18 protein-coding genes are annotated in these 20,131 nt (G+C 66.7%); 10 read left to right on the forward strand and 8 right to left on the reverse strand.

Annotated features, from left to right (window positions below):
* The first annotated feature begins 39 nt into the window (after nucleotides 1–39).
* Nucleotides 40–447 carry an AprI/Inh family metalloprotease inhibitor gene (locus tag ACI2KI_RS14535; RefSeq protein ID WP_404621195.1) on the forward strand — a complete coding sequence of 136 codons (408 nt, stop codon included), beginning with the start codon at nucleotides 40–42 and terminating at the stop codon, nucleotides 445–447.
* A 4-nt stretch (nucleotides 448–451) separates the two neighbouring features.
* On the opposite strand, the gene ACI2KI_RS14540 is transcribed toward ACI2KI_RS14535, so the two are convergent.
* Entirely contained in the window at nucleotides 452–877 is a 426-nt protein-coding gene (locus ACI2KI_RS14540; RefSeq protein WP_404621197.1) for a hypothetical protein, read from the reverse strand.
* A gap of 67 nt (nucleotides 878–944) precedes the next feature.
* The gene (locus ACI2KI_RS14545) at nucleotides 945–1,682 is read right to left on the reverse strand and encodes a glycosyltransferase family 2 protein (protein WP_312062157.1); all 738 of its coding nucleotides are present in this window, start codon (nucleotides 1,680–1,682) and stop codon (nucleotides 945–947) included.
* Between the two features lie 103 nt (nucleotides 1,683–1,785).
* On the opposite strand from ACI2KI_RS14545, the gene ACI2KI_RS14550 reads away from it, so the two are divergent.
* Genes ACI2KI_RS14550 through ACI2KI_RS14565 form a run of 4 tightly spaced genes read left to right on the forward strand, consistent with a single transcriptional unit; the run spans nucleotide 1,786 to nucleotide 6,315 of the window.
* A complete protein-coding gene (locus ACI2KI_RS14550; protein ID WP_404621199.1) occupies nucleotides 1,786–3,459 on the forward strand; it encodes an ArnT family glycosyltransferase in 1,674 nt (557 codons plus the stop codon).
* Nucleotides 3,459–4,382 carry a hydroxymethylglutaryl-CoA lyase gene (locus ACI2KI_RS14555; RefSeq protein ID WP_404621201.1) on the forward strand — a complete coding sequence of 308 codons (924 nt, stop codon included), beginning with the start codon at nucleotides 3,459–3,461 and terminating at the stop codon, nucleotides 4,380–4,382. Before ACI2KI_RS14550 ends, ACI2KI_RS14555 begins: the two co-directional genes overlap by 1 nt.
* Nucleotides 4,361–5,446 (forward strand): SAM-dependent methyltransferase, encoded by a 1,086-nt coding sequence (locus tag ACI2KI_RS14560; protein WP_404621203.1) that lies wholly within the window; start codon nucleotides 4,361–4,363, stop codon nucleotides 5,444–5,446. Before ACI2KI_RS14555 ends, ACI2KI_RS14560 begins: the two co-directional genes overlap by 22 nt.
* Nucleotides 5,447–5,448: 2 nt before the next feature.
* The gene (locus ACI2KI_RS14565; protein WP_404621205.1) at nucleotides 5,449–6,315 is read left to right on the forward strand and encodes an FkbM family methyltransferase; all 867 of its coding nucleotides are present in this window, start codon (nucleotides 5,449–5,451) and stop codon (nucleotides 6,313–6,315) included.
* Here ACI2KI_RS14565 and ACI2KI_RS14570 read toward each other — a convergent pair.
* Together ACI2KI_RS14570 and putA are read right to left on the reverse strand one after the other, a co-directional pair.
* Nucleotides 6,312–7,547: a tetratricopeptide repeat protein gene (locus tag ACI2KI_RS14570; RefSeq protein WP_404621207.1), complete on the reverse strand. Its 1,236-nt coding sequence runs from the start codon at nucleotides 7,545–7,547 to the stop codon at nucleotides 6,312–6,314. The two genes, ACI2KI_RS14565 and ACI2KI_RS14570, sit on opposite strands and share 4 nt — an antisense overlap.
* Before the next feature lie 76 nt (nucleotides 7,548–7,623).
* Nucleotides 7,624–10,740: a bifunctional proline dehydrogenase/L-glutamate gamma-semialdehyde dehydrogenase PutA gene (putA, locus tag ACI2KI_RS14575; RefSeq protein ID WP_404621209.1), complete on the reverse strand. Its 3,117-nt coding sequence runs from the start codon at nucleotides 10,738–10,740 to the stop codon at nucleotides 7,624–7,626.
* A gap of 117 nt (nucleotides 10,741–10,857) precedes the next feature.
* On the opposite strand from putA, the gene ACI2KI_RS14580 reads away from it, so the two are divergent.
* Together ACI2KI_RS14580 and ACI2KI_RS14585 are read left to right on the forward strand one after the other, a co-directional pair.
* Complete coding sequence (locus tag ACI2KI_RS14580; RefSeq protein WP_313472902.1) at nucleotides 10,858–11,319, forward strand: Lrp/AsnC ligand binding domain-containing protein; 462 nt, start codon at nucleotides 10,858–10,860, stop codon at nucleotides 11,317–11,319.
* A 559-nt stretch (nucleotides 11,320–11,878) separates the two neighbouring features.
* On the forward strand, nucleotides 11,879–12,964 hold the full coding sequence (locus ACI2KI_RS14585; protein ID WP_390182394.1) for a glycosyltransferase family 4 protein: 1,086 nt from the start codon (nucleotides 11,879–11,881) through the stop codon (nucleotides 12,962–12,964).
* A 97-nt stretch (nucleotides 12,965–13,061) separates the two neighbouring features.
* On the opposite strand, the gene ACI2KI_RS14590 is transcribed toward ACI2KI_RS14585, so the two are convergent.
* The 4 genes from ACI2KI_RS14590 to phnC form a co-directional block, all read right to left on the reverse strand.
* A complete protein-coding gene (locus tag ACI2KI_RS14590; RefSeq protein WP_404621211.1) occupies nucleotides 13,062–14,147 on the reverse strand; it encodes a substrate-binding domain-containing protein in 1,086 nt (361 codons plus the stop codon).
* Between the two features lie 116 nt (nucleotides 14,148–14,263).
* Entirely contained in the window at nucleotides 14,264–15,007 is a 744-nt protein-coding gene (phnE, locus tag ACI2KI_RS14595) for a phosphonate ABC transporter, permease protein PhnE (protein WP_404621312.1), read from the reverse strand.
* A gap of 65 nt (nucleotides 15,008–15,072) precedes the next feature.
* A complete protein-coding gene (gene phnD / locus ACI2KI_RS14600) occupies nucleotides 15,073–16,080 on the reverse strand; it encodes a phosphate/phosphite/phosphonate ABC transporter substrate-binding protein (RefSeq protein ID WP_404621213.1) in 1,008 nt (335 codons plus the stop codon).
* Nucleotides 16,077–16,874, reverse strand: a complete 798-nt coding sequence (gene phnC / locus ACI2KI_RS14605; RefSeq protein WP_292082311.1) for a phosphonate ABC transporter ATP-binding protein — start codon at nucleotides 16,872–16,874, stop codon at nucleotides 16,077–16,079. The genes phnD and phnC overlap by 4 nt, the downstream gene beginning before the upstream one ends.
* A gap of 273 nt (nucleotides 16,875–17,147) precedes the next feature.
* On the opposite strand from phnC, the gene ACI2KI_RS14610 reads away from it, so the two are divergent.
* The 3 genes from ACI2KI_RS14610 to ACI2KI_RS14620 all read left to right on the forward strand — a co-directional run bounded on the left by ACI2KI_RS14610 (nucleotide 17,148) and on the right by ACI2KI_RS14620 (nucleotide 20,080).
* A complete protein-coding gene (locus ACI2KI_RS14610; RefSeq protein WP_404621215.1) occupies nucleotides 17,148–18,410 on the forward strand; it encodes a type III PLP-dependent enzyme in 1,263 nt (420 codons plus the stop codon).
* 118 nt (nucleotides 18,411–18,528) lie between these two features.
* Nucleotides 18,529–19,587 (forward strand): 1,9-bis(guanidino)-5-aza-nonane synthase, encoded by a 1,059-nt coding sequence (locus tag ACI2KI_RS14615; protein ID WP_292082315.1) that lies wholly within the window; start codon nucleotides 18,529–18,531, stop codon nucleotides 19,585–19,587.
* Nucleotides 19,588–19,747: 160 nt separating this feature from the next.
* Nucleotides 19,748–20,080 carry a ribonuclease gene (locus ACI2KI_RS14620; protein WP_404621217.1) on the forward strand — a complete coding sequence of 111 codons (333 nt, stop codon included), beginning with the start codon at nucleotides 19,748–19,750 and terminating at the stop codon, nucleotides 20,078–20,080.
* Nucleotides 20,081–20,131 lie beyond the last annotated feature (51 nt).

The raw sequence follows: 20,131 nt of genomic DNA on the forward strand, positions 1-20,131 counted from the left end.
ACAGCCGGATGACGTGCCTTCCGCTTCAGGGATTGTATCATGCGCCGCCCCACCACCGTCGCGGTATCCATTCTCGCCTGGGCCGTCGCCGCCTCGGCGTCCGCCTGTTCTGGACCATCTTCGATGACCACTTCTGCTTCGACGCCTTCCCAAGCCGTGCCGCAGGATGCGGTCGGCCTGTGGCGCATTTCCATCGCCGGCGACGCGCGCGGATGTCTGCTGGCGCTCAACCTCAATGCGGCGAACGGCGGCTACGGCCTGTTGCTGGAGGATTGCCGTCTGCCCGAGCTATCGAAGGCGCGCAGTTGGCGAATGACGCCAAACGGACTGGAGCTGCGCGACGAGCGCGGCGCGGTGCTGACCCGACTGCGTCGCCAGACCGTGGACGCCTACAAGGCCGAAGGCAAAGGCCCCGCCTACCTCATGGCGCGGGCGCCCCTGACCTAAGGCCCTAGCGCGGATTCAGGTCGAAGTCGCGCCGCGAGGCGACGATGGTGACGATGAAGCCCGCCAGCACGTCCAGCAGCACCATGGTCAGGATCAGGAAGAAGACCGATCCGGCGAAACCCGGCAGCAGCAGGAACTCGACCATGCAGACCACGAACAGCGCCATCGACAGGGCGTGATTGACGATGGCCACCCTCTGGCTGGAGGTCGACTTCAACAACTCCACGAACAGCAGGATCAGCGACAGAAACAGAATCAGGTCGCCTATGCTGATATTCCACATCGCGCCCGAGGTCATCGGCACGCGGAACAGGACCTCGCCCAGCACCGCCGTCGGCCCGAGCAGGGGGTCAGCGCCCGCCCCGCCGAGCAGGATCACCAGGTTGTAGATCACGACCGGCACGATCAGCAGCGGTATGGCGATCGGCATGGACGGCCCCTCCAGATCGCCCTGCTTAACCCTGTTTCCAGCGCTCGGCCATATGGCCGCGGTTCGATCAGAACTCGCTGATCGCGCCTGGACGGCGCGAGCGCGACTTCAGCCACATCACGCCCAGCAGGTCGGAGAACGACGCCCGCAGCCGACCCCAGTTGGTGTACTTCGAGCGGCCCGTCTCGCGGTGACGGTGATCGACGTCGAGATAGCGGTTCTCGTAACCCTCGCGGATCATGAGGGCCGGCAGGTAGCGATGGATGTGATCGAAGTAGGGCAGCCGCAAAAAGACGTCGCGGCGGAAGGCCTTGAGCCCGCAGCCGGTGTCGTCGGCGTCGTCAGACAGCAGCTTCTTGCGGATGCGGTTGGCCCACAAGGAGGCCTGACGCTTGGCGTTGCTGTCCTGACGCTTGGCGCGGACGCCGCCGACCAGGGCGACGCTGGGCGGCGCTGCGATCAGGGCGTCAGCCAGACGCGGGGCGTCGGCCGGGGGGTTCTGGCCGTCGCCGTCCAGCGTGACCACGATCGGGGCCCGCGCGGCCAGGACGCCGGTGCGCACGGCCCGGCTCTGACCGGCGTTGGTCGAATGCGACAGCACGCGCAGGGCCGGCAGCTCCGCCATCGCCGCCTGTAGTTCGGCCAGAGTCGAATCGCGGCTGGCGTCGTTGACGAAGATCATCTCGTAGGACCGACCGGCAAAGGCTTCGGCGATCTCGCGCGCCAGGGGCACGGCGGCGCCGGATTCGTCATGCACCGGCACGACGACGGAAATTTCAGGAGCGGAAGCGAAGCTGTCGATCATTTGTCGCTCTGTAGCGCATTGGCGGGGTCGAGGAAAACGGCGCGCGCGGCGGATGCAAAGCTGAAGCTTCCGGGGGGCGGCGTCGGCGTGATACGACAGCGCCATGAACCGCCTGAACCTGGATCACCTCATCGCCGGCTGGCGCGGCCCCGTTCTGGCGGCCCTGCTGACCCTGCTCGCCGGCCTGCCCAGCCTGCTGCTGCTGCCGCCGCTGGACCGCGACGAGAGCCGCTTCGCCCAGGCGACCGCGCAGATGCTGGAAAGCGGCGACTATGTCGATATCCGCTTCCAGGACGAACCGCGCTGGAAGAAGCCGGTCGGCATCTACTGGATGCAGGCCGTGGCCGTCGGCCTGACCTCGGACGTCGAGGACCGCAACATCCAGCCCTATCGCCTGCCTTCGCTGTTCGGGGCCATGCTGGCCGCCTGGGCCGTGGCCTGGGCGGGAGCGGCCCTGTTCGGCAATCGCGCGGGCTTTTTGGCGGGCGCCATGCTGGGCGCCACCTTCCTGCTGTCGTCCGAAGCGGGCATCGCCAAGACCGACGCCATGCTGTGCGGCCTGACGACCCTGTCGATGGCGGCGCTGGCGCGGATCTATATGGCGACGCGGGCGGGCGAGAAGCCGGTGCGCTGGCACAAGCTGCTGTTCTGGCTGGGCATCGGCCTGTCCATCCTGATCAAGGGACCGATCGGCCTGCTGGTCGTGGCCCTGTCGATCATCGCCCTGTCGGTCTGGGACCGGAACATCAGATGGCTGGGTCGCCTGGGCTGGGGCTGGGGCCTGCCTCTGGTGGCCTTGCTGGTCGGGCCCTGGGCCATCGCCATCACCATCGCCACCGACGGCGGCTTCTGGCGTGAAGCCATCGGCGGCGACCTGGCGCCCAAGCTGGCCGGAGCCCACGAAAGCCACGGCGGCTTCATCGGCATGTACGCCCTGCTGTCGCCCCTGCTGCTCTTCCCCGTCACCCTGATGCTGCCCACCGCCCTGTCGACGGGCTGGCATCGCCGCGCCGAGCCGGCCATCCGCTTCGCCATCTGCTGGCTGGTCCCGGCCTGGCTGATGTTCGAGATCGCCCCGACCAAGCTGTGGCACTACACCCTGCCCACCTTCGGCGCGATCGCCCTGCTGGCCGCCGCCGCCCTGACCCAGCCGATCGGCAAGGTCTCGCGCATTTCCGGCGCCCTGCTGGGCCTGTTCGCCGCTGTCATCATCTGCGCCATCACTGTCTATGGCCTGACCGAGTTCGGGCGTTCGACGGCCCAGACCTGGGCCACGGTGACCATCGTCTTCGCCGTCATGGCGGCGGCGGTCGGCGGCTTCCTGCTGGTCAACCGGGCGGCGATCACCGGGGTTCTGGCCGCCATCGCGTGCGGCGTCATCGCCCACGCCGGTCTGGCCGGGACCATCCGCCAGCTGCGCCCCCTGTCCATCGCTCCGCGTCTGGTGAAGACGCTGGAGTCGGCTGAGCTGAGCCCGGCTCAGGGTCGCTATCCCGGCCCGGTGGCCATCACGACCTTCCATGAGCCCAGCTTCGTCTTCCTGACCGGCCGCGACACCCAGCTGACCGACGGCCCCGGCGCCGCCCGCGCCCTGGCCGAGGGCCGCCCCGCCATCGTCGAGGCCCACGACGACGAAGAGTTCCGCCGCGCGCTGGCTGACCTGGGCGCCGCCGGACGCGCCGTCGGCGTGGTCAGCGGCCACAACTATTCCTCGGGCGACGACGTGCGCCTGACCGTCTATGCGCCCGCCGGCGCCGGCGAACGGAGCGCGCGCTGATGGGCCGCTTCATCCAGATCGTCGAGGTCGGGCCGCGCGACGGCCTGCAGAACGAAAAAGCCGTGCTGACTCCGGCCGTCCGCGCCGACTTCGTGCAGCGCCTCGAAGGTGCGGGCGCCAAACGGATCGAGGCCGTCAGCTTCGTCCACCCCAAATATGTGCCGCAGATGGCCGGGGCTGAAGAGGTCATGGCCGCCCTGCCCCCCGCCGAGAGCCGCAGCCGCATCGGCCTGGTCCTGAACGGCAAGGGCTATGACCGGGCGCTTGGCACGGCGGTGGACGAGGTCAACGTGGCCATGTCCGCCACCGACGGTTTCGGCCTGAAGAACCAGGGCCTGAGCGTCGACCAGCAGGTGCAGATGCTGGCCGACATCATGGCGGGCCGTGCCAATGCAGAAGGCGCGCCGGGCGCCACGCCCAAGCTGACGGCCACCCTGTCCTGCGTCTGGGGCTGCCCCTTCGACGGCGAGGTCTCGGTCGAACAGGTCAGCGAACTGGTGGCCCGCATCGCCGCCCTGGGCGTCGAGGAGATCGCCCTAGCCGACACCATCGGCGTCGGCGATCCCTGGAGCGTGACGAAGAAGGTCGAGACCGCCCGCAAGGCCGCCCCCGACGCTGTCCTGCGCCTGCATTTCCACGACACCCGCAACACCGGCCTGGCCAACGCCTACGCCGGGGTCGAGGCCGGGATCGACATTCTGGACGCCTCCGCTGGGGGCATCGGCGGCTGCCCCTTCGCGCCCGGCGCCACCGGCAACATCGCCACCGAGGACCTGGTCTATATGCTGGAACGCGCCGGCTTCTCGACCGGCTACGACCTCGACAAGCTGATCGAGAGCGCCCGCTGGATCGGCCAGCAAATCGACAAGCCCCGCCTCAGCGCCCTGAGCCGCGCGGGGGGATGGCCAAAGCCGGCCGGTTAAGACAGAAGCTCCAGTCGTCGCTCGCTCGAGTCGCCGCCGCCATCGAGGTCCCATTGTTCAATCCCTTCTCGAAACGCTCGGCACGTTTTCGCCAGCGACTCGCCAAGGCTCCGGCCAGACTCGAGGTGCTCGAAACCCAGGTGGCGCGGCTGGCCCAGGCCCTGGAGGAGCACCGACGCGAAACGCGGCTGCTCTACAGCGCCCTGGCCCTGCCTGAACGCAGCGCATGGGAAGGTCAGCCGCCGCTGCTGAACGGCCAGCCCGGTCAGAACGTCTTTCCCTTCAGCACGGTGTGCCGACAGGACAGCTTTGAAACCCCGGCCTTTTCCTACTGGTGCCGACGCCTGGACGAAGGCCTGCGCTACCATCGCAAGCTGTGGGAGTTCGTCTTCATCTGCCAGGCGCTGTGGGAACGCGGCGCGATACGTCCTGGCGCGCGCGGTCTGGGTTTCGGCGTCGGATCGGAGCCCCTCAGCGCCTATTTCGCCTCCGAGGGCTGCCGGATCACGGCAACCGACATGGCCGTCGAGCGCGCCGAGGAGATGGGCTGGATTCTCACCAACGAACACGCTCAGGGCAAGGCGGCCTTGCGCAAGCCGGCGGTCTGTCCTGACGATCTGTTCGACGCCAATGTCGAGTTCCGCACCTGCGACATGAACCACGTCCCGGACGATCTGACGGGCTATGATTTCTGCTGGTCGGCCTGCGCCTTTGAGCACCTGGGCTCCATCGAGAAGGGCCTCGCCTTCGTCGAGCGCTCGATCGACTGTCTCAAGCCCGGCGGCTGGGCGGTGCATACCTCCGAATACAACTACGGCTCCAACACCGAGACGATCGATCATCAGGACACGGTCCTGTTCCGACGCCGGGATCTGGAAGACCTGGTCGCGCGCCTGCAGGCCAAGGGACACTGCGCGGCCCCGTTCGACTTCTCCATGGGGAACGGCCTGGTCGAGCAGTACATCGACGTCATGCCTTATCGCGACCAGCCGCATCTGAGGATGTCGCTGTGGGGGCACCCGACCACCTCGGTCGGCGTCATCATTCAACGCGGCGAGGCCTGATCATGACGTCTCTTCGAAAGCGTCTTGCGCGCGCGCGTCGCCGTCTTCTCGGCGCGCCCGCGCCCGCGTGCGCCTGCGCCAGCAAGACGGACCGCTACTTCTATCTCGCCCCCGATCTGGCGATGGTCCGTCTGAACTGCGGGCACATGCTGTACGTGGATCCTCTGGACGAGCACGTCAGCGCCAACATCATCGCCCACGGTCACTGGGAAAAGCACATTCACCGGGCCCTGCTCTCGCTGATCCGCCCCGGCTTCCGCATCGTCGAAGTGGGAGCCAATATCGGCTATTACACGACGATCATGGCAGACGCGGTTGGACCAGACGGCTTCATCACCGCTTTCGAGGGCAATCCGCGACTGGCGGGACTGGTGCAACGATCCGTTCTGCTGAACGGCTATGCGCCCCGCACCCGCATCATCTCCAAGGCCGCCCTGGATCAGCCCGGTCATATCGACTTTGTGGTGTCTCGCCGGAACTCGGGCGGGGGCTATGTCACGCACTGGTCGGACAATCCCTATGAGGACGGCGAAACCCTGAAGGTCGAGGCCGTGCGCATCGACGATCAGGACGTCGGTCGTGTGGACCTGATCCGCATCGACGCCGAAGGCTCCGAGCCCTTCATCCTGCGTGGCGCCGAAGCGGCCCTGCGCGCCAACCCCGACATCATCGTCTGCCTGGAATGGAGCGTGGTCCAGATGGGATCCCGGACCTCGGTGCCCGACTTCGTCGCCTGGATGGACGGCATGGGCTTCAAGTTCTGGCGTATCGGAGGCGACTCCCGCCTGATCGAGACGCCGAACGACACGTTGCTGTCTCTGGAAAACTGCGACCTTGTCGCAGCGCGTCAACTGCTTCGAACCCTCTAGCGGGCGCTACGTAGCAAGCTGATCGGCGCATGAGCCCGCGTTGTTCGGGCGCTGCGGCGCACGAAACGAAGCAAACGGCCCAACGCTCCGTCTCCCCCGGTCCGCGCGACCGCCTCACGATAACGCTCAAGAGTGCTGAAATACCCAGATTGATGCGGGTCTAGAGCAATCGCCTGATTGATGGCATCTACCGCCAATTCAACTGAACCGAGACGCCAGAGAATCAGGCTTCGCCATGCTCTCAGGTGCGCTTGCTCGGGAAGTTGCTCGATCACTTCGTCAGCTAGGACCAGCGCTTCATCAAGGCGTCCGGCCGCCACAAGGGCGTTGCCATGCGACACAAGACAGTTGGGTGCGCGCTGACTGACCTCCGTGGCCCGCTCATGCAAGGCCACCGCCTGATCATGGTCGCCAATATCGGCGCAGTATCCGCCCAGCACGCCCAGAGCGATCGGATCATTGGGCGCAATTTCGCAGGCGCGTCGCGCCAGAGCCATACCGGTCTTGCGTCGATGCGACGGCTGGAGCTCCGCGAGACGGGAAAGATAGGTCGCGCTGTGTCGCCGACGTTGCGCCGCCTCGCGCTTGAAGGCAGGGGCGTCGAACACGCCCGACAGCACGTCGAACACCAGTGGTTTAAGCAGGCCCGCCTCGACCAGATAGGTGGTCGAGGGATGCTTGCTATAGCGAAGGTCTACGGGGACGATATCGATCTCCGCCTCGACAAGGCGGACATGGGGTCCGTCCTCGCCCGCCGGATCGAACACGATCACCGGCCGACACCCGCAGACCAACTTACCGTCGATCTCGGGCAGCCATTGGATACGGTGGCCGTCTTGCAGCCAACGCGTCTCGAACGGCACCTTGGCCGGATCGATCGAATACTGGGGCGAGATGGCCAGGGCGGCGTTCGCGCCAGCGGCGTCGGCGAAGCGCAGCGCCGCATAGGCCCCCATGCTGGTCCCATAGGCCATCACGCGGCCGCCGTGCGCCGTCGCCCGACGCACGGCGGCCATGGCCTCAGCCATCTCAGGGTACTGATACCAGTCCTCGCGGCGCCCCATAACGTGGATGGCCGAGACGCCAGATTGTCGGAGGAAGTCCTCTCCGAACCCTGGACGGTCAAAGCCGGGGCCAATGCCGTAGTGGTCAAAGGTGACAACCCAGCGGCTGTCGTCCTGCGCAGGCACGCTGCGGACCACGACATTATCGCTACGAAACAGGTCGATCATCCAGGCTCCTTAAACGCACGCCTTAGACCGATTTGCGGCGAAGCGCGACGAACCGCGCGCTTCGCCGTCTTCACAATCAGAGGTTCAGCAGCGCGGGGTCGCCGCCCTGGGCCGCGATGTTGACGCTGATGGCCTTCTCAGCCGCGTAGCGGATCAGGCTGTTGGGGCCGCCGGCTTTCGGGCCGGTGCCCGACAGGCCTTCGCCGCCAAAGGGTTGCACGCCGACCACGGCGCCGATGATCGAGCGGTTCACATAGACGTTGCCGGCCGGGACCAGACGCACGACCTCGTCGGCGAAGGCCTCGATGCGGCTGTGGACGCCGAGCGTCAGGCCATAGCCGCGCGCGGCCAGCTTGGCGGCGACCGACTTCAGGTCCTTCGAGTCATAGCGATAGACGTGCAGGATCGGGCCGAAGACCTCGCGCTCGAGGAAGTCGGGCGTGGGGATTTCGGCGATGGTCGGGGCGAACAGGTCGCCCTTGTCCGAACCGGGAGCCAGTTCGGCGCGAGCGACGATCTTCGCGTCTTTCGACAGGCGCGCGACGTGGGCTTCCAGATTGGTGCGGCTCTCGGCGTCGATGACGGGGCCGATGTCGGTCCTGGGATCGGTGGGGTCGCCGATCACCTGGGTCGCCAGCGCGCCCTTGAGGCCCTCGATCAGGGCGTCGGCGGCCTCCTTGGGCGCATAGAGGATGCGCAGGGCCGAGCAGCGCTGACCGGCCGAGCCGAAGGCCGACAGGATGACGTCGTCGATGACCTGTTCCTTCAGCGCCGTGGTGTCCACGAACATGGCGTTCAGGCCGCCCGTCTCGGCGATGAAGGGGATGATGGCGCCGGGGCGCGCGGCCAGGCCGCGGTTGATAGCCGAGGCCGTGTCGGTGCCGCCGGTGAAGGCCACGCCGTCAATGCCCGGATGGCTGGTCAGGGCCGCGCCGACCACCTCGCCGCGACCGGGGACCAGAGCCAGCAGATCGGGGTTCAGACCGGCCTTGAAGAAGAGGCGGACGGCCTCGGCGGCGATCAGCGGGGTCTGCTCGGCGGGCTTGGCGACCACGCCGTTGCCGGCGGCAAGCGCCGCGGCGATCTGGCCGGTGAAGATGGCCAGGGGGAAGTTCCACGGGCTGATGGCGGCGAAGACGCCGCGGCCGTGCAGGACCAGTTCATTGGTCTCGCCCGTCGGGCCCTTCAGCGTCTGGCGACCGCCGAAGTCGCGCTCGGCCAGCAGGGCGTAGTAGCGGCAGAAGTCGGCGGCTTCGCGCACCTCGGCCACGCCGTCGTTCAGGGTCTTGCCCGCTTCGCGCGACAGCAGGGCGACCAGACGGTCCATGTCGGCTTCCAGCCCGTCGGCCATGGCGCGCAGGATGGGGGCGCGGCCCGAACCGCCGATACGGTCCCAGGCGACCTGGGCGTTGGCGGCGGCGATGACGGCGGCGTCCACGTCCTCGACCGAGGCTTCGGACACATGGCCCAGGACCTGCGAACGGTCGGCCGGGTTGGTCACGTCCTGCGGGTTCACTCCTGCCCGGAGTTTGCCGCCGATGATGGGGCCCGACGTCAGCTTCTCGCTGTCGACGCGCTCCAGGGCCTTGGCGTGGCGCTCACGGTCGGCGGCCTGCGAATAGTCGCGGCCGAGGGAGTTCTGGCGATCGCCGTAGATGTTCATGGGAACCGGAATCCTGGGGTGGCGGTCGGGCTGGGCCTCGACGGCGGTGATGGGGTCGGCGGCGACGGCGGTCGCCGGAACGCGCTCGTCCAGCAGGGCGTGGACGAAGGAGGAGTTGGCGCCGTTTTCCAGCAGGCGGCGCACCAGATAGGGCAGCAGTTCTTCATGGCCGCCGACGGGGGCGTAGGCGCGCACGATGACCGTCTCGTCGGCCCAGGCCTCGTGCGCGGCGTCATAGAGGGCCTCGCCCATGCCGTGCAGACGCTGGTGCTCGATGGTCACGTTGCGGTCGCGGGCCATGCGGCGCACGGCGGCCAGGGTATGGGCGTTGTGGGTGGCGAACTGGGCGTAGATGTAGGGCGAGGCCTCGATCAGGGCCTTGGCGCAGACCAGATAGTTGAGATCGGTCGCCGGCTTGGTGGTGAAGACCGGATAGTCGGTGCGGCCCATGACCTGGGCGCGCTTGATCTCGGTGTCCCAGTAGGCGCCCTTGACCAGGCGCACCATCAGACGGCGCCCCGAAGACCTGGCCAGGTCCGCCAGCTTGGCCACGGTTTCGGTCGTGCGCTTCTGATAGGCCTGAACGGCCAGGCCCAGACCCTTCCAGTCGCCCAGTTCCGGCTCGCGGGCCAGCCGCTCCAGCAGCTTCAGCGACAGGGCCAGACGGTCGGCCTCTTCGGCGTCGATGGTGTAGTTGATGTCGTATTTGGCGGCGATCAGGGCCAGACGCAGGATGCGGGGATAGAGCTCCTCCCACACGCGGTCTTCCTGGGTCGCCTCATAGCGGGGCGACAGGGCCGACAGCTTGACCGAAACGCCGTGACCGGCTTCCGGGCCCTGGCCCTTGGCGGTCTTGCCCACGGCCTCGATGGCGTCGGCGTAGATCTTCTCATAGCGCTCGGCGTCGGCGACGGTGCGGGCGCCCTCGCCCAGCATGTCGAAGCTGCACAGCCAGCCTTCACGGTCCGAGCGCTTCAGCGCGGCCTCGATGGTGCGCCCAACGACGAACTGCTCGCCCATGATCTTGACGGCGGTGGCCACGGCCTGACGGATGACCGGCTCGCCCAGACGCCCGGCGATGCGCTTGAGGAAGCCCGACAGGTCGGTTTTCGCCTCTTCGTCAACGTCGACGAGCTTGCCGGTCAACATCAGTCCCCAGGTCGAGGCGTTGACGAACAGGCTGTCCGACTGACCCATGTGCGAGGCCCAGTCGGCCGAACCGATCTTCTCGGCGATCAGACGGTCACGAGTGTCGGCGTCGGGCGTGCGCAGCAGGGCCTCGGCCAGGCACATCAGGGCCAGCCCTTCGCGGGTGCCCAGCGAAAACTCCTGCAGGAAGCTCTCGACCACGCCCTGCTTCTTCTGGCTGGCGCGAGCCTGATCGACCAGGGCCACGGCGTCGCGGAAGACGTCGGCGCGCTCGGCCGGCGTCAGGCCGGGCTCAGCCAGCAGTTCGGCCACCACGGCGCGTTCGTCGCGGAACTTGTTCCGGTCCAGATCGTCCCAGTGCTTCAGGTCGGTCGGCGTCATCATCTCACCCTGGGATCAAACCCTTCGATTTGCGGCATATATGGCGGACTTGGCCGAATGTGCACTGTATGATGGCGACCTGAACCAGAGATCATTCGGCAATCAGACTCATTCGCCATGCAAATTCTTGACGATACCGACCGCCGTTTGCTGCGCGTTCTGCAGATCGACGGCCGCATCTCCAACGCGGAACTGGCCCGAAGGTGCAATCTGTCGCCCGCCGCCTGCTTCGAGCGGGTCAAGCGGTTGAAGGAGCGCAAGGTCATCACCGGCTACGCGGCCCTGATCGACCCGGCCTCGGCCGACCGCGCCCTGCTGATCTTCATCGAGGTTCTGCTGGACCGCACAACGGGCGACGTCTTCGACGCCTTCGCCGACGCCGTGCGCCGCCAGCCGGAGGTGCTGGAGTGTCACATGGTGGCGGGCGGGTTCGACTATCTGATCAAGGCGCGGGTGGCCGACATGGACGCCTATCGCGTCTTCCTCGGCGACATCCTGGTGCGGATGCCGGGCGTGCGCGAGACGCGGACCTATGCTGTTCTCGAAGAGGTGAAGTCGACGACGGTCTTGCCGCTCTAGTCGGTTGCCGCTTGCTAGGCGATCATCAAAAATCGATGATACGCGAGGATGGGACCAATGAAGATTCGATACGCCTACATCGCGATTGCCCTCGCCGGCGCTTCCTCCATTGCCGGAGCTCAGTCACGTGAAATCCTCATTATGGGTGGGCAGTCGCAAGACACATTCTTGGGCTGCTTAACGTGCAACGAGTACGCATCAAATTCTGTTTGGAACGAACACAGCCCACACGGTTGGTCCAATAAGTACGGAACCTGGAACCGATATGGACAACACGCCAGCGAGTACGCCTCACATTCGGCATGCAATCCTTACAGTAGCAGCGCGCCAGCACTGGTAGATAGGCAGGGCAATTTTTACGGCCGCCTGTCCACAAACGAGTACGCCGCTGGGAGCATTTGCGGCGCTCAGGGCGTGCCCCAAATCTGTAGAGCTCTCCGCGTGATGTGCGCGGATTCATAGCCTACAGCTACGCCATCACAAGCATGCGTCTCGCCTTCGTCATGCGAAGCGGCTAGAACTTCCCGCTCAGCGAAACGGCCCGGGCCCACTCGACTTCATGCGCATTGTTCTGGTCACCGACGCCTGGGAACCCCAGGTCAACGGCGTCGTCCGCACCCTGACCCGCACCGTGGCCGAGTGCCGCGCCATGGGCCATGAGGTCGATGTCATTGAACCCAGCCAGTTCAAGACCATCCCCTGCCCCACCTATCCCGAGATCCGGCTGGCCCTGGGCGCGGAAGAAGAGATTCGCGAACGCCTGCGCGCCTTCGAGCCCGAGGCCGTCCATATCGCCACCGAAGGCCCGCTGGGCATCGCCACGCGCCGCATCTGCGTGGAGTGGAAGCTGCCGTTCACGACCAGCTATCACACCAAGTTCCCGGAATACGTCTCGGCGCGGTTCCCGATCCCGGTCCAGGTGGGCTACGCCTACATGAAGTGGTTCCACAAGCCGTCGGGCCGACTAATGGTGGCGACGCCCACCCTGCGCGACGAACTGGTCGAGCATGGCTTCCGTAACGTCTCGCCCTGGACGCGTGGAGTCGACACCGAGCTGTTCCGGCCCGACCTGGAGCCCATCTACAAGGAGATGGGCGGCGAGAACTGGCCCCGTCCCTTCTTCCTCAACGTCGGCCGCGTGGCGGTCGAAAAGAACATCGAGACCTTCCTCGAACTGGACCTGCCCGGCACCAAGATCGTGGTCGGAGACGGCCCGGCCCGCGCCGAGCTGGAAGAAAAGTACCCCGACGCCAAGTTCCTGGGCGCCCGCTTCGGCGACGAGTTGGCCCGCTGCTTCGCCGACGCCGACGTCTTCGTCTTCCCCAGCTGGACCGACACCTTCGGCCTGGTGATCCTGGAGGCCATGGGCGCCGGCACCCCGGTGGCGGCCTATCCGGCCCACGGCCCCATCGACATCATCCCGGGTTCGGGCGCGGGCTTCATCGACGACGACCTGAAGACGGCCTGCCTGAAAGCCCTGGAGCTGGATCGCAAGGATGTGCGCGCCTACGCCGAGAAGTTCAGCTGGCGCGCCTCGGCGGAACAGTTCGTCGAGAACCTGCAGCCCTACCCCGAGCCCGCGCGCGGCCGTTTCTGGCGCCGCCTGCGTCGCATCGCCCGGCTAAGGCGCAAGGCGGCGGCCTAGATCCTTCCGCTGTCCCTGCGCTTCACCGGACTTCAAACAGCAAAACGCCCCGGACGACCATCGTCCGGGGCGTTAGCTTTTCAGCGAACCGAACGCCTTAGTTCGGGCGGGCCATCGAAGTCATGGCGGCGGCCTTGGCGCGTTCGGCCGTCAGTTGGTCGGCGGGCAGCGGCACCAGGCCGCGGTCCTGCAGGTAGCCGCCGCGGGCAGCGGAGCCTTCCGACATGAACTCCTGGACGAACTGCTCCAGGCCCGGCGTCACGCCCACGTGGGCCTTCTTGACGTAGATGTAGAGGCTGCGGGCCAGAGGATAGCTTCCGTCGGCGATGGTCTCGGCGGAAGGGGCGACGCCGTCGATGGTCTCGGCCTTCACCGTGTCCATGTTCTGCTCCAGGAAGGAGAAGCCGAACACGCCCAGCGAGCCCGGGGTGCGGGTCAGGGTCTGGACGATGGCGTTGTCGTTCTCACCCGAGTCGACCCAGGCGCCGTCTTCACGCAGGGTGTGGGTCAGGGTCTCGAACTTGGTCTTGTCGTCCTTGAAGGCGGCGACGGCGGGGATCAGCTTGCCGCCCGGGGCCATGCCCAGCTCCAGGAAGGCGTCGCGCGTGCCCGAGGTGGGCGGCGGGCCGTAGACCTGGATGCGCTGGTTGGGCAGGCTCTTGTTGACCTCGTTCCAGGTCTTGGCCGGGTTGGCGATGAAGGTCCCGTTCGGGCCCGGCACTTCCTTGGCCAGACCTTCGTAGAGGTCGTTCAGTTCGAAGTTGAAGCTGTTGCCGGTGCGGGCCGTGGCGATGACGATGCCGTCGAAGCCGATCTTGATCTCGACGATGTCGGTGACGCCGTTGGCCACGCAGCGGTCGAACTCGCTCTGCTTCATCGGACGCGAGGCGTTGGCGATGTCCGGGGTCGAGGGGCCGACGCCGGCGCAGAAGGCCTGGATGCCGCCGCCGGTGCCCAGCGACTCGATGCGCGGCGCGGCCGTGCTGCCCGAGGTGCGGGCGAAGTTCTCAGCCACGCGGGTGGCGAAGGGGAAGACGGTCGAGGAACCGGCGGCCCAGATGCCCGCGCGGGCCTTCTGGCTGCCAGGGGCGGCGCCGCCCTCGTTGTTGCCGCAGGCGGCGAGCGCGACCAGGGCGGCAGCGCAAGCGCCGAATTTGGCGGTGAGTTTCAGGGAACGGATCATGGCCGGACCTCTCCAAGTCGTCAGTATGCGACGCTTTAGAGCAGCAGAGTGTGACGGTCCGGCCAGACCTTTGTGACAGTCAGAGCAAACCTTGCGGCCGCTCCCGCAGAGGCCCGTTACAGCAGGCGCTTGCGCATGACCTGCGACAGGGTGTCGATCAGGGTCACGGCCACGACCACGATGATGACGATGGCCGACACCGCGCGGAAGTTAAAGGCGTTCATGCTGTCGAACAGCACCTGCCCGATGCCGCCGGCGCCGATCAGGCCCAGGACGGTGGCCGAACGGCTGTTGGATTCGAAGCGATAAAGGGCGAACGAGGTCCACAGCGGCGCCACCTGAGGGATCACGCCCCAGACGATCTCATGCAGCTTGGACGCGCCGGTGGCGCGGACGCCCTCGACCGGACCCTTGTCGATCGACTCGACCGCTTCCGAGAACAGCTTGGCCAGAACGCCGGCCGTGTTCAGGGTGATGGCCAGAACGCCGGCCAGGGGGCCGAGGCCCACGGCCGTGACGAACAGCAGGCCGATGACCAGATCGGGGACCGAACGCAGCAGGTTCATGACCCAGCGCACGGGCGTCACCACCCAGGCCGGTGCCATGTTGCGGGCGGCGGCCAGACCCAGGGGAATGCCGAACAGGACGGCCAGGAAGGTGCCCCACAGAGCGATCTGGACCGTCTCCCACATCTTGGCGACGAACATCTTCCAGTCGGAGAAGTCCGGACGCAGCAGGTCCTGCACGAACAGGCGGGTGCTCTCATTGCCCGAGAACAGGCGCGAGATATTGCCCAGATCGACGGCGTCGACGCTGTAGAGCAGGACGGCGATCACGCCGCCCCAGACCAGGATGTCCATCGCCCACGAGACGGCGGACTTTTGCGGCGCGGCGGGAACAGCGGCCGGCGTAAGCGGAGCAGAGGTCAAGGCTGGACCTCACGCAGGCTGCGCAGACGCTGAAGCTCGGCCGCGGCGGCGGCGGCGCCGGCCTTGTCGCCCTTGGCCTCGGCTTCGCCGCGCTTCTGGTCGGCGATCATCTCGCGGATCGGGTTGAGGTAGCTGTCGTCAGCGGCGGCGAAGCGCGAATACTCCAGACCGGCCAGAACCTTGCGCTGGCGCTCGGCTTCCGGGCCTTCGCCCTGGCCGTAGGTCAGGAAGAAGCTGCGGATCTTTTCCTTCAGGGCCGGATCCAGGTCTTCACGCACGACGATGCCGCTTTCGGGGACCGGCGGCGAGACCCAGATCTCCTCGATCTGATCGGCCAGCTGCGGGTTCTCGCGACGAATGAAGATGGTGTTGACGCTGTTCGAGGTCGCCACGTCGATCACGCCGGTGGCCACGCCAAAGGCGTTGGCCTGGTGATTGGCCGAGCGGACGGTCTTGAAGCATTGCGACGGCACGACGTCGCGCGCGTTGAACAGGAAGGTCATGGGCGCGAGGGTGCCCGAGGTCGACTGGGCGTCGCCTATGCCGAAGTTGTACTGCTTGCCGCAGGCCAGAACCTTGTCCAGCGTGATGCCCGAGCCCTTCTTGACGATCAGGGTCGACTGATAGCTGTCCAGGCCTTCACGGTTGACCGTGCGGGCGATGACCTCGGCGTTGGCGCGGTCAATGGCCTCGACCTCGGGCTTGGCCGAGAACCAGCCCACCTGGGTGTGGTTGCCGCGCATGGCTTCGACCAGAACCGTGTAGTTCGAGCCGAAATAGGGCTTCACAGGCACGCCAATGGCCTTGGACATGTCCTCAAGCAGGGGCTGCCACAGCGGGCCCGACGAGGCCTGGCCCTCGGCCGACAGGATGGAGAAGGTGATTTCCTTCGGGGCCGCGCCCGAGGTCTTCTCTTCGCCCTTGCCGCAAGCGGCGAGGCCCAGGGTCAGGGCGGCGACGGCGGCGACGCCCATGAGGCGGCGAGTGATGGGGGTGCGGGTCATGCCTTGGCTTCCCAGAACGCGTCCTCGTACTCAGGACCGTAAATTTCAATCAGGCGCTTGGAATCGAGACCGGTCGAGGGGCCATCGTAGACCACCTTGCCCTTCTGCAGGGCGATGACCCGGTCGCAATAGCGGATGGCGTAGTCGACCTGGTGCAGGGTGACGATGACGCCCATGCCGTCGCGCTTGTTCAGCTCGACCAGCAGCTCCATCACCTTGCGGGCCGAAACCGGGTCCAGCGAGGCGACGGGTTCGTCGGCCAGGATGGCCTGCGCGCCCTGAACGATGGCGCGGGCGATGGCGCCGCGCTGCTGCTGCCCGCCCGACAGGGTGTTGGCGCGCTGAGGTGCGTAGTCGGACACGCCGACGCGGTGCAGGGCCGCCATGGCCCGATCCTTGTCGGCCTTGGGCCAGACGCCGAAGATCCCGCGCCAGCCCGGCAGACGACCGAGCGCGCCCAGCATGACGTTGGAAAAGAGCGACAGGCGCCCCACCAGGTTGAACTGCTGGAAAATCATGCCCAGACGTCCGCGCGCCTTGCGCACGGCGCCGGTGATGCGGCCGTTCTGCTGAACAGTCTCGCCGAACACCTGGATCGTCCCCTTGCCGGGATCGATGGGATGCAGGCCGGTGATGGAGCGCAGCAGGGTGGACTTGCCCGATCCGGACGGACCGATCAGGGCGACCATCTCGCCGGCGGCCACTTCGACGGACACGCCGTCGAGCGCCTTTCGGGCTCCGTAGGTCTTTGACACATCCCTTACGGACGCGACAGCGGCGGTTGAAGAACTCATGAACCCGTGGGTGGCGGTTGCAACAGGGGGCGCCGCATGACGCGCCACGCGCGTTTCGACAAGTCTTAATGGCACGGCTGCGTCGTTTTCGTCCAGTCTGAGGCCCCGAAGCGCCGGTTCCCCTGTGGATCGGATGTGGATCAGGTCATGAAATTACCGCTTTACATGACAGCCGCGCATCCCTACATCGCGCGTTCCGGCGGACCCCGTGGTCTAACCGTTAAGCGCTGCTAACGCCGGTCTGGGTTAACAATTAGCAGGGGGTTACGTGAATTGCGCACGTACCAACTTCCCCTGGACCTGGTCCGTGAGCGGTCCCCTGAACGTCCCGTCGCCCTCGTGCGGCCGCGTTCGGTTTCCGTAGCGGCGCGCTGGTTCCAGGATAATCTGAAAGCCGACGTCTTCTATGCGGTGAAGGCGAACCCTTCGCGCTGGGTCATCGAGACCCTCGTCGAGCAGGGCGTCAATGCTTTCGACGTCGCCTCCCTGGCTGAGATCGAGCTGGTTCGCTCGGTCAGCCCGAACGCGCGTCTGGCCTTCATGCACCCGGTCAAGAGCCGCGGCGCGATCCGTGCGGCCTACGCCGACCACGGCGTGCGCACCTTCGTGCTCGACAGCCACGACGAGTTGCAGAAGATCATCGAGGCCACCGACAACGCCGACGACCTGAACCTGGTCGTGCGCATGGCCGTCTCGGCCGACGGCGCCGCCTATTCCCTGTCGGGCAAGTTCGGCGTCTCGCCGGATCAGGCCCCCGGCCTGCTGCTGGCCGTGCGCCAGGCGGTTCAGGACGGCCTGATGGGCGTGTCGTTCCACGTCGGCTCGCAGTGCATGCGTCCGTCGGCCTATGAAGCGGCCATGTCGCAGGTCGGCCGCGCCATCAAGAAGGCGGGCGTCTTCGTCGACATCGTCGACGTCGGCGGCGGCTTCCCCTCGGTCTATCCGGGCATGGTCCCGCCGGACCTGAGCGAATACGCCGACGCTATCCACCGCGGTTTCAACGAGATGCCGGTGTCGGAAACGACTGAGCTGTGGTGCGAGCCCGGCCGGGCCCTGGTGGCCGAGTCGTCGTCGGTGCTGTGCCGCGTGGACCTGCGCAAGGGCGACGCCCTCTATCTGAACGACGGCTCCTACGGCTCGCTGTTCGACGCCACCCACTCGCGCTGGCCCTTCCCGACCAAGCTGGTCCGGGACGGTGAAAGCTCGGGCGAGTTGAAGCCCTTCCGCTTCTACGGCCCGACCTGCGACAGCATCGACCACATGCCGGGCCCGTTCTGGCTGCCGGCCGATGTGCAGGAAGGCGACTTCATCGAGATCGGCATGCTCGGCGCCTATGGCGTGGCCATGACGACGGGTTTCAACGGCTATGGCGAGCACGAGATCGCCGCGGTCGAGGACGCCCCGATGGCTTCGCTCTACGGCCTGGCTCCGCGCTCGATCCCCACGGTCCGCACCTCGGCCGAGGAAGCCGCCCGCAAGGTCGTCCGCCTGTCGCGTCCGAAGGGCAAGGCCGGCGCCCGCAAGCGCAAGCGCTGATCGCCTGACCCAAAACCGTCTTCGGACGTTGGCATGAGATCCGCAACGGCCCGTCGCTCCGTCCGGGCCGTTGCGTCTGCTTGACGACGGGCGCTCATATCTCAGGGAAACCGCCGAAATGAACGCTCCCGTTCAGTCGAACCAGAAGGCTGCGCTGCTGCAGAACACCGTCGAGCACGTCGACATCACATCCTTCGACGCGCGCCCGATCATCGACAGCATGCGCAAGATGTCCTTCAGCTCGCGCGACACCGCCCGCGCCGCCGACATCTTCAACATGGCGCTGGAAGACAAGGCCTGCTCGCCCTGGCTGATCCTGGCCGGCTCGACCTCGGCCGGCGGCTGCATGCACGTCTACCGCGACATGGTGAAGTTCGGCATGGTCGACGCCGTGGTCGCCACCGGCGCCTCGATCGTCGACATGGATTTCTTCGAGGCCCTGGGCTTCAAGCACTATCAGGCCGCCGGCGAGGTGGACGACAACGTCCTGCGCGACAACTACATCGACCGGATCTACGACACCTATATCGACGAGGAAGAGCTCCAGGCCTGCGACCACACCATCCTGGAGATCGCTAACCGGCTGGAGCCGCGCGGCTATTCCAGCCGCGAGTTCATCTGGGAGATGGGCAAGTGGCTGTCCGAGGGTAATGCGAAAAAGCCCGGTTCGCTGATCCAGACCGCCTATGAAGAAGGCGTGCCGATCTTCTGCCCGGCCTTCGTCGACAGCTCCGCCGGCTTCGGTCTGGTCAAGCACCAGAAGGAGCGCGCGGCGGCGGGCAAGCCCTATCTGATGCTGGACGCCATCGCCGACTTCCGCGAACTGACCGACATCAAGATCGCGGCGGGCGTGACCGGCCTGTTCATGGTCGGCGGCGGCGTGCCCAAGAACTTCGCCCAGGACACCGTCGTCTGCGCCGAGATCCTGGGCGTGGAAGCCGAGATGCACCGCTATGCGGTCCAGATCACCGTGGCCGACGTGCGCGACGGCGCCTGCTCGTCCTCGACGCTGAAGGAGGCCGCCTCCTGGGGCAAGGTTCAGACGACGCACGAACAGATGGTCTTCGCCGAGGCCACGACCGTGGTGCCGCTGATCGGGTCGGACGCCTGGCATCGCGGCGCCTGGAAGAGCCGCGAGAAGCGGCGCTGGAACAAGCTGTTCGGCCATCCCTGTTAGGCCGCGATCTGAAGGCTCGGCCCTCTCGACTCGACGCCTCAAGCAGCGCGAAGCGCGTTAGGCGCAAACAAGAAAGGCCGGCGGAGAAGTCCGCCGGCCTTTTCTTTGTTGGAACCCTCCCCCCACGGCTTCGCTTTTCCTCCTCAGCAAGGAGACGATGATGGCCGACCCCAAACTCGACACGCCCGAAGCTCTAGAAGCCGCCGCCATGGGCGAGAAGCCCGACCTGGGTCACACCCGGGATGCGCTCAAGAAGGCGCTGGAAGGCACTGACATGGGGTCGGACACCCGCGCCGGATCGCTGCGCGGCGGCTCGGCCAGCGGTTCGGAAATCGATCCGGACCAGGACACAATCAATGCGGCGCTGGCCGCCGAAGGTCGCCGCCTCAAGGCCGAAGGCGACAAACTGGCGGGTGGTCCGGCGGGCGGCCCGGCCGAGGCCCGCAAATCCACCGGCCAGCCCGGCGACGATGTTGATGCTCCAACCGGTTGAACCGTCTTGCTGCCGCCGCACGGATGGGCCACGGTGATCATCAAGTTGAAC

Source organism: Brevundimonas sp. NPDC046655, from assembly GCF_044901625.1.
Classification (GTDB): Bacteria; Pseudomonadota; Alphaproteobacteria; order Caulobacterales; family Caulobacteraceae; genus Brevundimonas.